Raw genomic sequence first — 14,085 nt, 5'->3', positions numbered from 1 at the left:
CCGGTGAAAAAAATCGCAGTGTTCGCCGACGTGCAGAACCTCTACTACACCGTGCGTCAGGCCTACGGTTGCCACTTCAACTACGCGGCGCTGTGGGCGGACGTCAGCCGCCAAGGCCAGATCGTCGAGGCCTACGCCTACGCCATCGACCGCGGCGACAGCAAGCAGCAGCAGTTCCAGCAGATCCTGCGCAACCTGGGCTTCACCGTGAAGCTCAAGCCTTACATCCAGCGCAGCGACGGTTCGGCCAAGGGCGACTGGGACGTGGGCATCACCCTCGACATCATGGACGCCGCCGACCACGTCGACGAAATCGTCCTGGCCTCCGGCGACGGCGATTTCGACATGCTGCTGGAGCGCGTCGCCCACAAGCACGGCGTGCAGACGGTGGCCTACGGCGTGCCGGGCCTGACCGCCAACTCACTGATACGCGCCGCCGGCCGCTACGTGCCGATCGACGGCGCGCTGTTGCTCAAGCATTGATTTGAACGGAGCCCACCCGGTTTGGAACGCATTGCAGTCATCGACTTCGAAACCACCGGCATCTCGCCCAGCAGCAGTTGCCGCGCCACGGAAATCGCCGTGGTCATGCTGGAGAACGGTCGCATCGTCGAGCGTTACCAAAGCCTGATGAACGCCGGCGTGCGCGTCCCGGCTTTCATCGAACAACTGACCGGCATCAGCAACGCCATGCTGCGCACCGCGCCGTCGGCCGAGCAGGTGATGAACGAAGTCAACGAATTCGTCGGCACCACGCCGCTGCTGGCGCACAACGCCGCGTTCGACCAGAAGTTCTGGGACTTCGAACTGGGCCGGATCAAACGCACCCGCCTGCAGAACTTCGCCTGCTCGCTGCTGCTGGCCCGACGCCTGATGCCGGCGGCGCCGAACCACAAACTCGGCACGCTCACCGCTTTCGCCAACCTGCCGCACACCGGCCAGGCCCACCGGGCGATGGCCGACGCCGAAATGGCGGCCAACCTGCTGGCCCACATGGCGGACGACCTGCGCAACCGGCACGGGGTGCGGGAGATCTCCCATGATTGGCTGTGCCGGTTGCAGAAGGTGCCGGCGGCGAAGGTGGGGGATCATCTGCAGCGCTGCCGGGTGGGGTAGCGCTGCGGGCGTTCTGTCAGGTCACGGGGTTTCTGGTTCGGTGAGGGTGGTTTTCTCTGGAAAGAACAGGCTGTCCAGTGCGCGGAAGGCAAGGGGCAGGTCGGTGCGGAAGGAGGGTTTCGAATAGGTTTTGTAGATGACTCTGCCTTCTTCCATGACCGCTCTTGCTTTTATAGCCTCATGGTTACTCTTCCAATACTGTCCAAGTTGTACCCTGTCGAGGTTGTTCAAAAGGGCTGAGAGACTGGACTCATCCTTTGGATTGTTGACGTCTTTGAGAGTGTTGTTTGCGAAGTTTAATAGGTATTCGGAGAAGTGAAGTAGGCCATCGGAGCTTTTCGGGTCGAAGCAAACAGAAAACAGGTATTCCGAAAAGGCCTTGGAGATTCCGTGTTTGTCCATTTGGCCGCTTTCGTCGAAGACCCCGCAGTCGTCGATGATTACGTTTCCAAGCCTGGACAGGAGGGTGTCTTTTATATCCTGTTTTTTGTGTTTTATCTTTTCTTCCCAGGTTTTAGTGTTCTTTGAAAGTGTGAAGATCTCTTCGTAGCGGCCGAATAGTTTGAGTGGGTCTGTCGTATTGATTTCTTCAAGTATGTTTTTGCCGCTTTCGATGTATTGCTGCTTGAATAGGTTGAATATGAACTGACTGATTTCTCGGGCTTGGTCTTTCGTCTCTTCGACATGGCCCGAGTGTAGCGGCTTTTCATTGCCGTGCAGCATGAGTGCCTGCCAAAGGCGGTTGCGCTTGGTCTTGATCGTGCAGTAGTGCCTGAAAGTCATCAGGTCATGCAGTCCCAAGACTCCTCGCTCTGGCGAGGCCAGTCTCTCGATGATCCCGGCGTTTCCTTTTGCGTCCCCGTAGACGAGTTTGACGATGGCGGATTCCGCCGGTGAAAGATGCGAAGCGGAGTTCTTTTCCTGGCTGGTGATGTTCTCGTCAAGGAGCTTCGCGATGTACCGGACAGCGGTGCTGCGAAAGTCATTGAGTTCATCGCCACCCAACAATGAGTGGTTGGGTAGCGTGTCGATCAGATAGTCAATGATCGTGACGGCCTTCTCTGTCTCAAGCGTGCCGCTGTGGTTTGCCACGATCCGCCAGAATTCATGTTGTCCCGACTCCTTGTCCAACGGCGGAAGTACGGAAATCTGATCCAGATAGGGTTTGATGGTCGTGGTCTTGAAAAGCTTGTCTTTTTTGTTCAAAAGAAAGCGATGGGATTCCCATGAAATGGGTTTGGAAAGTTTGGCGATCAGATGGAGGTGTCTCTCCAGAGGGCGGCTCTTCCCTTGGAAAACTGCCCTAGATCGCGTCTCGGACTCCGAAAAGTGGTCGGCGTCCATTTTAGGTGCGTCAAATATCCTGGATAGTAGGAAATGTATAGTTGGGGTAACGACCAGTTGTGTCTTGAAAGTTTCATAGAAGTCAGAGTTCTTTAGCTTGTTGCCTTCTGCTGTCCAGCTAAATGTTCCGGATTTTCCACTGGTTTCGCTCTCGTAAATTTTTCGAAAAGTTGCAGGCGAGTAGATGAAGATCAGTGTCAGGTGAAGAATGTCGAGTTTGTTGAAGTCGTTCTCGTTGAAGTCGATTTTGTCGATGTCTAAAAGCACCAGTGTGTTAATCAGTCGCTTGATCTTGCGAATGTCGCCGATGAACGGAGTGTACTGGTGAAAATCTTTGTCGTTGAATAGGTGAGTCAGTTCGCGGGACAGTAGTTTAAGTTTGTCGGCTGCGTCGATGGAGAGGTTTAGGGGTTTGCTCAAGGCGCTATCAAAGTAGCGTAATACAAAGTCTGCGAGGTCTTGAGCGCTGAGGAATATGCTTGTTTTGATGTTGACGAATTTCTCGAGGAATTCTTGGGTTTTTTCAGAGTCCGCGTTTTCCGGTGTGACGTTTATCTTCGAAGTGTCATAGCAAATAACATAGTTAATGCCAGGGAGCTGAAAGCTGCGTTTTATTGAAAACAGAATGCTTTTGGCCGATGACCAATGCATGCGATCAAGGTCGTCAACAACGACAATAATTCTTGCATTGATGTTTTTTAGGACAAACTTCATTTCCTCAAGAGTCGAGTCTATCGAGTCGCTGTTGAGCGAAAGCGTCGTTTTTATGTCGAGCAAAGAAGTCTTTTTCTTGTCCTTGACCAGATTTTCATAACGCTTGAATAGCGGGCGCAACGACGGGGCGAAAACATGCTGTTGAATCGTGCTAATGAGATCGTCGATGAATTTCTCTGTAAGGTCTGTACCATCTTCGTAGCGCAAAGGCTCGAAGTGATGGACGATGATGCGTCCGCCTTTATTTTTCCAGTAATTGCAGCAAAGCTTCACGAAGCTCGATTTTCCCGCCCCCCAAGGCGCATCGATGCCGAATACCAGGCTTTCGGATGAACCACCGTTTAGGACGCGTTCTGCGAAAATGTCGGCCCGATCTTTGATGTCCAGTAGATCTTCCTCTGACTTCTCGATCTCGCGGTCGCTGATGAAGTAGGGGTGAGCTTCGCCTTTTCGGAACGTTTGCAGAAAGGCTCTGATCATCGCGACCCACGCGATGATCACCGGTGAAGCGGACAGGCAGGCGAGTTGCGAGAAGTTCAGCTTCTCCAGGTATTTTGCATAGAACTCGTTGCCGAACCCGTCGCTGCTGAACGAAAGGTAAAAGCCGAGCAGGGTGACGAGCAGCAAGTCGAACCGGCAGCTTTTGATCAGCTTGCTTGATGCCTGGAGGGCGCCTCGGCTGACCGCAAAGATCAGGCAGGAAGCGACGCCGAATGCCGCAAGCGCGAGGATCCAGACATCTAGTTGCAACGAGACGAGATGTTTGTTTAACAGAACCCCGATGATCCGGCCGATGGCCCAGGCCTCGCCGGCGAGGATGCCGGAGAGGAAAAACTGCAGGAGGGGGGTGATTTCGCTGCCGCGCAGTCCTTTGCTGTATTCCGAGAAGCGCATTCTCTTTCCTTGTGGATTCCCGATGGCTGCGTGGGACCGACGACGGTGGCCCTCCAGCGTGATATCAGAATGTTATCTGCGCCCGAGCGTTTACCCAAGCCACGGAGCCTCAAACGCTCGCTCAGTCGACCGGGTTTTTCGGCGCACCCTCGATATGCCCCAGCGGCACCCGCTTCTCTATCGCGCTCGACAGCACGATGGACGTCTTGCTGAACCCGAATTTCGCCACCCGGTCGATCAGTTGCTCCAGCTCCGGCATCGAGCCCACGGCCGCCTGCATGATCACGCACGGGTCGCCGGTGACGCGGTGGCATTCGGTGAGCTGCGGAATTTTGATCAGGTCGTCGTAGGCCTTCTGGTTGCCGTGCTGGTTCAGGCGCAGTTCGATGACGCAGCGGATCGGCAGGCCGAGCTTGGCCATGTCGACTTTCGCCTGGTAGCCGGTGATCACGCCGCTGGCCTCCAGCTTGGCCACGCGCTCAGCCACAGCGGGGGCGGAGAGGTTCACTTTGCGGGCGAGGTCGGCGTAGGACGCGCGACCGTTTTCCAGCAGGGCGCCGAGCAGCATGCGGTCGTACTTGTCCATGGGCGGACTCCTGAAAAGGTCAGACTTTCGAAAGGATGGCTGATCGACGCGATCTCCGTGATTTCAAAAGTGTACCGGTGCGATAAACAGGTTTTGTAACTTATTTTTAGCGGTTGGCCTTTCTAGAATAGTCGGTCTCCCTGCCTTGATGTCGAGCTGCTCCCATGTCTGCCGTGCGCCGTTTTTCCCTGCCGTTGATTGCCGCGTTCTTTGCGCTGTACGTGATTTGGGGATCGACCTACCTGGTGATCCGCCTCGGCGTCGAACACTGGCCGCCGCTGATGCTCGGCGGCGTGCGCTTCGTGATCGCCGGCAGCCTGATGTACGGGTTCCTGCGCTGGCGCGGGGTGCCGGCGCCGACCTGGGCGCAGTGGAAGGCGGCGGGGCTGATCGGGATTCTGCTGCTGAGCTTCGGCAACGGCGCGGTGACGGTGGCCGAACACACGGGCGTGGCCTCCGGCGTGGCGGCGCTGGCCGTGGCGACGGTGCCGCTGTTCACCTTGCTCTTCGGCTACTTCTGGGGCGCGCGCAACACCCGTCTGGAATGGGCCGGGGTGGCGATGGGGATCCTCGGCATCGCGATGCTCAACATGGGCTCCAACCTGCAATCCAGTCCGCTGGGGGCGGCGCTGCTGATCTTCGCGGCGGCGGCCTGGGCCTTCGGTTCGGTGTGGAGCAAGCACTTGCCGCTGCCCCAGGGCGCCATGGCCAGCGCGGCGGAAATGCTCGTCGGCGGTGTGGTGCTGCTGATCGGCAGCGCGGTCAGCGGCGAGCGCCTGGAGGCCATGCCGCCGCTGGACGGCTGGCTGGCGCTGGCATACCTGATCTTCTTCGGCTCGATCATCGCGTTCAACGCCTACATGTACCTGCTCAAGCACGTGCGCCCGGCGGCGGCCACCAGTTATGCCTACGTCAACCCGGCGGTGGCGGTGCTGCTGGGGATCGTGTTCGTGGGCGAGACCATCGGCCTTGAGGAAGCGTTGGCGATGCTGGTGATCATCAGCGCGGTGGTGCTGATCGGCCTGCCGCAATGGCGGCGGGGGGCGGGGCGTCCGGCGGTCGTGGCGGCGCCGACAGAAACCCGGGCGAATTAGGGTAAACTGCGCGCCATTGCACACTCGTTGCACCTTTGCGCTGAATTTTCCTACGGTACTCCCATGACTTTCGCCACCCTTGGCCTGATCGAACCTCTGCTGCGCGCCCTTGAAGCGCTCGGCTACCAGACCCCGACGCCGGTGCAGGCCCAGGCCGTTCCGGCAGTGCTGGCCGGCCGCGACCTGATGGCGGCGGCCCAGACCGGCACCGGCAAGACCGCCGGTTTCGCCTTGCCGCTGCTGCAACTGTTGACGATGGAAGGGCCGAAGGTCGCCGCCAACTCGGTGCGCGCGCTGATCCTGGTGCCGACCCGCGAGCTGGCCGAGCAGGTCCACGAGGCCGTGCGCCAGTACGCCGAGCACCTGCCGCTGCGCACCTACGCGGTGTACGGCGGCGTCAGCATCAACCCGCAGATGATGAAGCTGCGCGGCGGCGTCGACCTGCTGGTGGCGACCCCGGGCCGTCTGCTCGACCTGTTCCGCCAGAACGCGCTGAAGTTCAACCAGTTGCAGACCCTGGTGCTGGACGAAGCCGACCGCATGCTCGACCTGGGCTTTTCCGAAGAGCTGGCGAACATTTACCGCGCCCTGCCGAAGAAACGTCAGACGCTGCTGTTCTCCGCGACCTTCTCCGACGACATCCGCCTGCTGGCCGGGCAGATGCTCAACGATCCGCTGAGCATCGAGGTCAGCCCGCGCAACGTCGCCGCCAACACCGTCAAGCAATGGGTGGTGACGGTGGACAAGAAGCGCAAGTCCGAACTGTTCGTGCACCTGATGCGCAAGAACAAGTGGAAGCAGGTGCTGGTGTTCGCCAAGACCCGCAACGGCGTGGATGCGCTGGTGGAGAAACTCCAGGGCCTGGGCGTGAACGCCGACGGCATCCATGGCGACAAGCCCCAGGCGACCCGGCAGCGTGCGCTGGACCGCTTCAAGCTCGGCGAGGTGCAGATCCTGGTGGCCACCGACGTGGCGGCCCGGGGCCTGGACATCGAAGACCTGCCGCTGGTGGTCAACTTCGATCTGCCGATCGTGGCCGAAGACTACATCCACCGCATCGGCCGCACCGGCCGGGCGGGCTCCACCGGCCAGGCGATTTCGTTGGTGTGCGCCGATGAGGTGAACCTGCTGTCAGCCATCGAGATGCTGACGCGCCAGACGCTCAAGCGCGAGAACGAGCCGGACTTCGAGCCCGACCACCGGGTGCCGGACACCGACGCCAGCGGCCAGGTGATCAAGAAGCCGAAGAAACCGAAAAAGCCGAAAGTGACCGGCGGCAAGCGCAACCTGGGCAAGTGGGTGGACAGCGGCGACACGGCGGTGTCGGAACCTGCGATCAAGCCTGTGCGAAAAGTGCCGGCATTCAACACCGGGCCGCGTAAGCGCAAGCCTTGATCCCATCGCGCTGATCAGACTGTAATCGCCAGCCTGCTGGCGATTGCGGTGGGTCAGCCAGCACTGTTGTCGGCTGTGCCGGCCTCATCGCTGGCAAGCCAGCTCCCACAGGATTTTTGGTGTGCAGGGGCTCAGTGTGGGAGCCAGCCTGCTGGCGATTGGATTTCAGCCTTTGCGCTGCAGCCACTCGATCATCCCCAAACCCGCCGTCCGCCCGCTGGCGAAACACGCCGTCAGCAGATAGCCCCCGGTCGGGGCTTCCCAGTCGAGCATCTCGCCGGCGCAGAACACCCCCGACAACGCCTTGAGCATCAGCCGTTCATCCATGGCCTCGAACGTCACGCCGCCGGCGCTGCTGATTGCTTCGTCCAGCGGGCGCGCCTTCACCAGCGTCAGGGGCAAGGCCTTGATCGCCCCGGCCAGTCGCGCCGGGTCGGCGAAGGTCTGGGCGTCGGTCAGTTCCCGCAGCAGCGCCGCCTTCACCCCGTCGATCCCGAGCTGGCCGTGCAGGTGCTTGGCCATCGTGCGCGAGCCGCGGGGTTTGCTCAAGGCGGCCTGGATCTTATCCACAGGCCGGCCGGGCAGCAGGTCGATGTGCACAACGGCCGAACCGTTGCGGTTGATCGCCTCGCGGATCGGCGCCGACAGCGCGTAGACCAGGCTGCCTTCGATGCCGGTGGCGGTGATGACGCATTCGCCCAGGCGCGGCTTGTCGTCGTTCAGGCCGATGCCGATGTTCTTCAGCGGTGCGCCGGCGAATTTGCTGACCATCAGATCGCTCCACGCTGACACCTCGAAGCCGCAATTGCTCGGCTGCAACGGCGCCAGTCCTACGCCGCGTTGCTCCAACGCCAGCATCCAGGCACCGTCCGAACCCAGGCGCGACCAGCTGCCGCCGCCGAGGGCGAGCAGGGTGGCGTCGGGGGTGAGGGTCTTTTCGCCGTCGGGGCTGTCGACGCGCAAAGCGCCGTTGGCGTCCCAGCCGATCCAGCGGTGGCGGGTGTGGATAACGACGCCGCCGTCGCGCAGGCGCTTGAGCCAGGCGCGCAGCAGCGGTGCGGCTTTCATGTCGGTGGGGAACACCCGGCCGGAACTGCCGATGAAGGTGTCGATGCCCAATCCGTGGATCCAGCGGCACAGCGCGTCGGCGTCGAAGTCCCGCAGCAGCGGGGCGATCTGCGGTGCGCGCTCGGCGTAGCGGGAGAGGAACGCCGGGTACGCTTCGGAATGGGTGATGTTCATGCCGCCGACCCCGGCCAGCAGGAACTTGCGGCCCACCGAGGGCATGCCGTCGTACAGGTCGACGCGCACGCCGGCCTGGCTCAGCACCTCGGCGGCCATCAGGCCGGCGGGGCCTCCGCCGATGATGGCGACGTGGTGGGGGGCGGTGGAGGCGGGCTGGGTCATGGCGTGCGCTGCGGTCTGGCGGGAAGAGGCGCGCATTCTACCAGCCGCGAACCCTGTGGGAGCGAGCTTGCTCGCGATGGCGACGGCACATCCGGCATCGATGGGTCGGACAGACCGTTATCGCCAGCAGGCTGGCGCCCTCCGTGTTTGCTTTTTGCGATTCAACATGGGCTCCGCCGGGCGGAGTCAGGCACTGGTCAAAAAACGACCATCGCGCTGCAGGCCAGGGTCAGCGTGGGCTGTAGTCCCTTTCGCGCAGGTTATCCACAGGCCGTTCCACAGCGATTGTGGGTAACGCAGCACAACTCAATGACAACCGGATGACTGCCAGACCCGCTGCGCGCTGTGGTGCAGGATGCCGTGGCGGCGGGCGAGGGCCTGGCGGTCCTTGCTGTAGCCGCCGCCGATGACGCCGACCACCGGGATGTCGCGGCCCAGGCAATGGCGCATGACGCTTTCGTCCCGGGCGGCCACGCCGGCGTCGGTCAATTGCAGATAACCGAGGGCGTCGTCCTTGTGCACGTCGACGCCGGCGTCGTACAGCACCAGGTCCGGCTGGTACAGCGGCAGCAGGTAGTTGAGGGCATCGTCGACGACGCGCAGGTAATCGGCGTCGCCCATGCCCTTGGGCAGTGGGATGTCCCAGTCGCTTTCGGCCTTGCGTGCGGGAAAGTTCTTTTCGCAATGCAGGGAAACGGTGATCGCCTCCGGGGTGTCGTGCAGGATCCGGGCGGTGCCGTCGCCTTGGTGCACGTCGCAGTCGAAGATCAGCACGCGGTTCACCCGGCCGCTCTGCAGCAGGTAGTGGCTGATGATCGCCAGGTCGTTGAAGATGCAGAACCCGGCAGGGTAGTCGTAGTGGGCGTGGTGGGTGCCGCCGGCCAGGTGGCAGGCCAGGCCGTGCTCCAGGGCCTTTTCCGCCGCCAGGATCGAACCGCCGACCGCCCGCACCGTGCGCCGGGCCAGCGCCTCGTTCCACGGCAGGCCGAGGCGGCGCTGGTCTTCGCGCGACAGCTCGCCGCTCATGTAGCGCTCGATGTAGTCGCGGTCATGGGCCAGGGCGAGGATATCCGGCGGGCACAACTGCGGTCGCAGCAGGTCTTCGTCACGGGTCAGTCCGCTGTCCACCAAGTGGTCGCGCAGCAGGCGGAACTTGTCCATCGGGAACCGGTGATCCGCCGGGAACTCAGGGCTGTAGTCGTCGTGGTAGATCAACGGTAATGGCATGGAGAAATCATGTAGGCACGCAGGAAAGAATCACGGATCCTACCAGCGATGTAGACTGGCGGCACGGAAACGGAGGGGCACCATGGAGCCGATACTTGAGCTTGAAAGCGCAAGGCTGCGGATGCGCCAGTGGCAGGACGAGGATTTGCCGGCATTTGCCGCGATGTGCGCCGATCCGCAGGTGATGCGCTATTTCCCTGCACCGTTGACCCGACTGGAAAGCGCCTCGATGATCGGTCGCGTGCGCGGGCATTTCGCCGAACACGGTTATGGCCTGTGGGCGCTGGAGCGCAAGGACTCCGGCCAGTTCATCGGCTTCACGGGCTTGGGCGTGGTGGGCTTCGACGCGCCGTTCACCCCGGCGGTGGAAATCGGCTGGCGCCTGGCCAAGGAGCACTGGGGCCTGGGGTATGCCAGCGAAGCGGCGTGGACGGCGCTGCGTTGCGGCTTCGACCGGGTGGCGCTGAACGAGGTGGTGTCGTTCACCAGTGAGTCCAACCTGCCGTCGCAGAAAGTGATGCAGGCCATCGGCATGCACCACGCCGAGGCGGATGATTTCGATCACCCGCGCCTGGCCGACGGCCATCCGCTGCGCCGGCATGTGCTGTACCGCATCAGCCGCGAGCAGTGGCTGCAAACCTTGCATGGATAAGCAAACACGGACGTTTAAAATGGCCGCCGCCCCGAAGGGCCCGGCCAGAACCTGAATCCCCCGCCGCAGCCGAGACTGCGCGGTTTTGCTTTGTGTGAGGAGAGTCTGAATGAGCCAAGTGTTGGAAGATCTGGTGGATCTGCTGACCCTCGAACCGATCGAGGAAAACCTGTTCCGCGGCCGCAGCCAGGACCTGGGGTTCCGCCAGCTGTTCGGCGGCCAGGTGCTCGGCCAGTCGTTGTCGGCGGCCAGTCAGACCGTCGAAGAGGCGCGGCATGTGCACTCGATGCACGGTTATTTCCTGCGTCCGGGGGACGCCAAGCTGCCGGTGGTGTACTCGGTGGACCGCGTGCGCGACGGCGGCAGCTTCAGCACCCGGCGCGTCACGGCGATCCAGAAGGGCCATCCGATCTTCACGTGCAGCGCTTCGTTCCAGTACGACGAGGAAGGCTTCGAGCACCAGAGCCGGATGCCTGAGGTCGTCGGCCCGGAGAACCTGCCGTCGGAACTGGAGATCACCCAGCAGCGCGCCCATCTGATCCCCGAGCACATGCGCGAGAAGCTGCTGTGCCCGAAACCGATCGAGGTGCGCCCGGTCACCGAAAAGGATCCGTACAACCCGCAGCCGGCCGACCCGGTCAAGTACGTGTGGTTCCGCGCCGACGGCGCCCTGGCCGACATCCCGGCCCTGCACAAGTACTTGTTGGCCTACGCCTCGGACTTCGGCCTGCTGACCACGTCGATGCTGCCCCACGGCAAGTCGGTCTGGCAGAAGGACATGCAGGTCGCCAGCCTCGACCACGCGCTGTGGTTCCACAATGACCTGCGCGCCGACGACTGGCTGCTCTACGCGATGGACAGCCCGTGGGCCGGCAACTCCCGCGGGTTCTCCCGGGGCAGCGTGTTCAACCGCGCCGGGCAACTGGTGGCGTCGGTGACCCAGGAAGGCCTGATCCGCCACCGCAAGGACTGGGCATGAGTCTGGCGGACGTGCGGCACTGGGTGTTCGACATGGACGGCACCCTGACCGTCGCGGTGCATGACTTCGCGGCGATCCGGGTGGCGTTGTCGATTCCGCCCGAGGACGACATCCTCACCCACCTTGCGGCCTTGCCGGCGGACGAAGCGGCCGCCAAGCACGCCTGGCTGCTGGAGCATGAACGGGATCTGGCGCTGGGCTCGACCCCGGCTTCCGGCGCGGTGGAGCTGGTGCGCGACCTGCACGCCCGGGGCTACCGGCTCGGCATCCTGACCCGCAATGCCCGCGAGCTGGCCCATGTCACGCTCGAAGCCATCGGCCTGGCCGACTGCTTTGCCGTGGAGGATGTGCTGGGCCGCGACGAAGCGCCGCCCAAGCCGCATCCCGGCGGGCTGCTGAAACTGGCGCACGCCTGGGCGGTGCCGGCCAGCGAGATGGTGATGGTCGGCGACTACCGCTTCGACCTCGATTGCGGCCGGGCGGCGGGGGCGCGGACGGTGCTGGTGAACCTGCCGGACAACCCATGGCCGGAACTCACGGACTGGCACGCGAAGGATTGCGTCGAGCTGCGGCGGATGGTGTTCGCCTGAGCGGACGCCATCACTGGCCGAACAAGGCCTTCTGCCCCTCCGGCGACGTCAGCATGCCGTCGCCGTTGTGCCCCACGCCGGGCACCTCCATCAGCCGCTGGTTCACCCCTTCCGGGTGACGGCGCAGCAGGTAGCCGAAAAACAGTTTCCCGCGCTCCAGCCGGTTGGCGCCCTGGGCCTTGGCCGCGCAGCTCTTGTCCAGCGCCGGGTGCTGCGGGTCGGTGTCTTGCTGGCCGAGCAGATAGATCACCTCGCGTTTGACGTAACTGCCTTCAAGCTGCGCGGGCGTTTGCCCGCCGGCATAGATCGGCGGATCCGCCAGACCGTACTTCCAACGGTTGAAGCCGGCGCATTGCGCGTGATCGAACGCCACCGGCCGCTGCTCGTTGAAATAGGCGTACGACGAAGGGTTGGCCACCACGTAACGCAAGCGGATGCCTTCGGCCTTCAGCGTCGGCGGTTCCTTGGCGAGCAGCGCATAGCGCTGGACGACCTGGCCGCCGCCGGAGTGGCCGAAGATCACGATCTGCTTCACGTCGGGAAACTGCTTGCGGTCGCTGACCCGCGCGACGATCTCGTCCAGCGCGGCGTAGGAACTCAACGGGTTCGGCCCTGTGGATAACCCGCCGCCCATCCAGTCGTTGCCTTGCCAGCGCAGCACGCTCGGCGGCAGCGAGTACAGCGCCACGTCGCTTTCGTTGAGGAACTGCGGGGCGATCACCAGAGTGCTGGCGCTCTGGCCGGCCAGCTCCGCCGCGCTTTCGGCGCTCTTGCGGTAGGTCTCGGCGTTGCGCAGGCGCCCATGCACGACGATCAGCACCCGCTCGATCCTGGCCGGCGCCGGGCCGATCCCCACTGCCATTTCCCCGGCCTTGAGTTGCAGGCGCCCGGTGCTGATCGCATCGACGCCGGCGGCCTGGGCCCCGCCTGCGATAAACAATAAAGCCAACAGCCATCTATGCATTTACAGGTTTTTCGCCGCAAAGGTATCGCACTGGCCGACCTGGCCCTGGGCGAATCCGGTTTTGAACCAGCGCACCCTTTGCGCCGACGTGCCATGGGTGAACGAGTCCGGCACCACGCGGCCCTGACCCTGCTGTTGCAGGCGGTCGTCGCCGATGGCGTTCGCTGCGTTCAGGGCTTCTTCGATGTCGCCCGGCTCCAGCCAGTTCAGGCGTTTCTGCGCGTTGTACGCCCAGACGCCGGCCAGGCAGTCGGCCTGCAGTTCCTGGCGCACCAGCAGACCGCCGTCGCCTTCCATCTGCCGGCCTTGCTGGCGGGCGGCCTGGATCTTCGCCGAGACGCCGAGCAAGGTCTGCACATGGTGGCCGACTTCGTGGGCGATCACGTAGGCCTGGGCGAAGTCGCCCGCCGCCTTGAAGCGCTGGGCCATTTCCTGGAAGAACGCCATGTCCAGGTACACCTTCTGGTCCGCCGGGCAATAGAACGGGCCGGTGGCCGAGGTGGCCAGGCCGCAGGCGGAATTGACCCGGTTGCTGAACAGCACCAGGGTCGGATCGCGGTACTGGCGGCCGGCCTGCTGGAAGATCGCACCCCAAGTGTCTTCGGTGTCGCCGAGGATCGAACGCACGAACTCGGCCTGTTCATCGTTGGCCGGCGGTGCCTTGCGGGTTTGCGTGCCGACCGGCGCCGATTGTTCGGTCATCTGGCCGGTGAGCTGGCCGAGGATCTGCAGCGGATCCTGCCCCGTGATCCAGCCGATGCCGACGATCAGCAGGATCGCGGTGAGGCTAAGGCCCTTGCCGCCGCCGAAGCGCATCCCGCCGCCACCGCCCATGTCATCGCCACGGGCATCGACGACGTTGTCGCTGCGTCGTCCTTTTCTCCATAGCATGTGGGAATCCTCTGCTTTTGCGTGATGAACAGTGTTGTTGGTGTGTGAGTTTGGCGCCAGTCCGGCCGTCCGTCCATTCGCAGACGAAAGCAGTCCCGATCTCAGTGATCCACGTCGGGCCTATTGCCGATGGGTAGGAACCTGACGCTGCCGGCGAATTCCGTTGCGCAGGAAATTTTTTGTCGCGGGCCGTCAACGGCGTTCGGTTGCTGCCTGCGCCGGCGAGGGGAGG

General features: G+C 62.8%; 13 protein-coding genes. 7 read left to right on the top strand and 6 right to left on the bottom strand.

The window, feature by feature from the left end:
* Positions 1 to 3 precede the first annotated feature (3 nt).
* Together CAG29_RS14050 and CAG29_RS14045 are read left to right on the top strand one after the other, a co-directional pair.
* A complete protein-coding gene (locus CAG29_RS14050) occupies positions 4 to 483 on the top strand; it encodes an NYN domain-containing protein (protein WP_085584050.1) in 480 nt (159 codons plus the stop codon).
* 21 nt (positions 484 to 504) lie between these two features.
* Positions 505 to 1,116 (top strand): PolC-type DNA polymerase III, encoded by a 612-nt coding sequence (locus CAG29_RS14045; RefSeq protein WP_085694665.1) that lies wholly within the window; start codon positions 505 to 507, stop codon positions 1,114 to 1,116.
* 21 nt (positions 1,117 to 1,137) lie between these two features.
* On the opposite strand, the gene CAG29_RS14040 is transcribed toward CAG29_RS14045, so the two are convergent.
* Positions 1,138 to 4,068, bottom strand: coding sequence for a P-loop NTPase fold protein (locus tag CAG29_RS14040; RefSeq protein WP_085694664.1), 2,931 nt, complete (start codon positions 4,066 to 4,068; stop codon positions 1,138 to 1,140).
* Positions 4,069 to 4,189: 121 nt separating this feature from the next.
* Positions 4,190 to 4,654 (bottom strand): Lrp/AsnC family transcriptional regulator, encoded by a 465-nt coding sequence (locus CAG29_RS14035; RefSeq protein ID WP_085632334.1) that lies wholly within the window; start codon positions 4,652 to 4,654, stop codon positions 4,190 to 4,192.
* A gap of 164 nt (positions 4,655 to 4,818) precedes the next feature.
* Between CAG29_RS14035 and yedA the strand changes: the two genes are divergently transcribed.
* Both yedA and CAG29_RS14025 read left to right on the top strand, forming a co-directional pair.
* Positions 4,819 to 5,748, top strand: a complete 930-nt coding sequence (gene yedA / locus CAG29_RS14030) for a drug/metabolite exporter YedA (protein WP_085656249.1) — start codon at positions 4,819 to 4,821, stop codon at positions 5,746 to 5,748.
* 63 nt (positions 5,749 to 5,811) lie between these two features.
* Entirely contained in the window at positions 5,812 to 7,143 is a 1,332-nt protein-coding gene (locus CAG29_RS14025; protein WP_085584061.1) for a DEAD/DEAH box helicase, read from the top strand.
* 165 nt (positions 7,144 to 7,308) lie between these two features.
* On the opposite strand, the gene CAG29_RS14020 is transcribed toward CAG29_RS14025, so the two are convergent.
* Together CAG29_RS14020 and CAG29_RS14015 are read right to left on the bottom strand one after the other, a co-directional pair.
* Complete coding sequence (locus CAG29_RS14020) at positions 7,309 to 8,586, bottom strand: TIGR03862 family flavoprotein (protein WP_371857680.1); 1,278 nt, start codon at positions 8,584 to 8,586, stop codon at positions 7,309 to 7,311.
* Positions 8,587 to 8,856: 270 nt separating this feature from the next.
* Positions 8,857 to 9,777, bottom strand: a complete 921-nt coding sequence (locus tag CAG29_RS14015) for a histone deacetylase (protein WP_085584065.1) — start codon at positions 9,775 to 9,777, stop codon at positions 8,857 to 8,859.
* Between the two features lie 82 nt (positions 9,778 to 9,859).
* On the opposite strand from CAG29_RS14015, the gene CAG29_RS14010 reads away from it, so the two are divergent.
* The 3 genes from CAG29_RS14010 to CAG29_RS14000 all read left to right on the top strand — a co-directional run bounded on the left by CAG29_RS14010 (position 9,860) and on the right by CAG29_RS14000 (position 11,998).
* Positions 9,860 to 10,429: a GNAT family N-acetyltransferase gene (locus CAG29_RS14010; RefSeq protein ID WP_085584067.1), complete on the top strand. Its 570-nt coding sequence runs from the start codon at positions 9,860 to 9,862 to the stop codon at positions 10,427 to 10,429.
* A 109-nt stretch (positions 10,430 to 10,538) separates the two neighbouring features.
* The gene (tesB, locus tag CAG29_RS14005; RefSeq protein ID WP_085584069.1) at positions 10,539 to 11,408 is read left to right on the top strand and encodes an acyl-CoA thioesterase II; all 870 of its coding nucleotides are present in this window, start codon (positions 10,539 to 10,541) and stop codon (positions 11,406 to 11,408) included.
* Positions 11,405 to 11,998 (top strand): HAD family hydrolase, encoded by a 594-nt coding sequence (locus CAG29_RS14000; protein WP_085584071.1) that lies wholly within the window; start codon positions 11,405 to 11,407, stop codon positions 11,996 to 11,998. The genes tesB and CAG29_RS14000 overlap by 4 nt, the downstream gene beginning before the upstream one ends.
* Positions 11,999 to 12,008: 10 nt before the next feature.
* Here the strand turns inward: CAG29_RS14000 and CAG29_RS13995 are convergent, their stop codons facing one another.
* Both CAG29_RS13995 and CAG29_RS13990 read right to left on the bottom strand, forming a co-directional pair.
* Positions 12,009 to 12,962: a hypothetical protein gene (locus CAG29_RS13995; RefSeq protein WP_085694663.1), complete on the bottom strand. Its 954-nt coding sequence runs from the start codon at positions 12,960 to 12,962 to the stop codon at positions 12,009 to 12,011.
* Positions 12,963 to 13,853, bottom strand: a complete 891-nt coding sequence (locus tag CAG29_RS13990) for a neutral zinc metallopeptidase (protein ID WP_085584075.1) — start codon at positions 13,851 to 13,853, stop codon at positions 12,963 to 12,965.
* Between the last annotated feature and the right edge of the window lie 232 nt (positions 13,854 to 14,085).

The organism is Pseudomonas sp. B7(2017), assembly GCF_002112745.1.
Lineage (GTDB): Bacteria > Pseudomonadota > Gammaproteobacteria > Pseudomonadales > Pseudomonadaceae > Aquipseudomonas > Aquipseudomonas ekonensis.
Note: the sequence above shows the minus strand (reverse complement) of the source record. Positions and strands in the feature narration are given on the sequence as shown.

Bases quoted from the DNA above. Each gene is read 5' to 3' on its own strand.
- CAG29_RS14040 (WP_085694664.1), bottom strand. From the start codon at position 4,068: ATGCGCTTCTCGGAATACAGCAAAGGACTGCGCGGCAGCGAAATCACC.
- CAG29_RS14035 (WP_085632334.1), bottom strand. From the start codon at position 4,654: ATGGACAAGTACGACCGCATGCTGCTCGGCGCCCTGCTGGAAAACGGT.
- yedA (WP_085656249.1), top strand. From the start codon at position 4,819: ATGTCTGCCGTGCGCCGTTTTTCCCTGCCGTTGATTGCCGCGTTCTTT.
- CAG29_RS14025 (WP_085584061.1), top strand. From the start codon at position 5,812: ATGACTTTCGCCACCCTTGGCCTGATCGAACCTCTGCTGCGCGCCCTT.
- CAG29_RS14020 (WP_371857680.1), bottom strand. From the start codon at position 8,586: ATGCGCGCCTCTTCCCGCCAGACCGCAGCGCACGCCATGACCCAGCCC.
- CAG29_RS14015 (WP_085584065.1), bottom strand. From the start codon at position 9,777: ATGCCATTACCGTTGATCTACCACGACGACTACAGCCCTGAGTTCCCG.
- CAG29_RS14010 (WP_085584067.1), top strand. From the start codon at position 9,860: ATGGAGCCGATACTTGAGCTTGAAAGCGCAAGGCTGCGGATGCGCCAG.
- tesB (WP_085584069.1), top strand. From the start codon at position 10,539: ATGAGCCAAGTGTTGGAAGATCTGGTGGATCTGCTGACCCTCGAACCG.
- CAG29_RS14000 (WP_085584071.1), top strand. From the start codon at position 11,405: ATGAGTCTGGCGGACGTGCGGCACTGGGTGTTCGACATGGACGGCACC.
- CAG29_RS13995 (WP_085694663.1), bottom strand. From the start codon at position 12,962: ATGCATAGATGGCTGTTGGCTTTATTGTTTATCGCAGGCGGGGCCCAG.
- CAG29_RS13990 (WP_085584075.1), bottom strand. From the start codon at position 13,853: ATGCTATGGAGAAAAGGACGACGCAGCGACAACGTCGTCGATGCCCGT.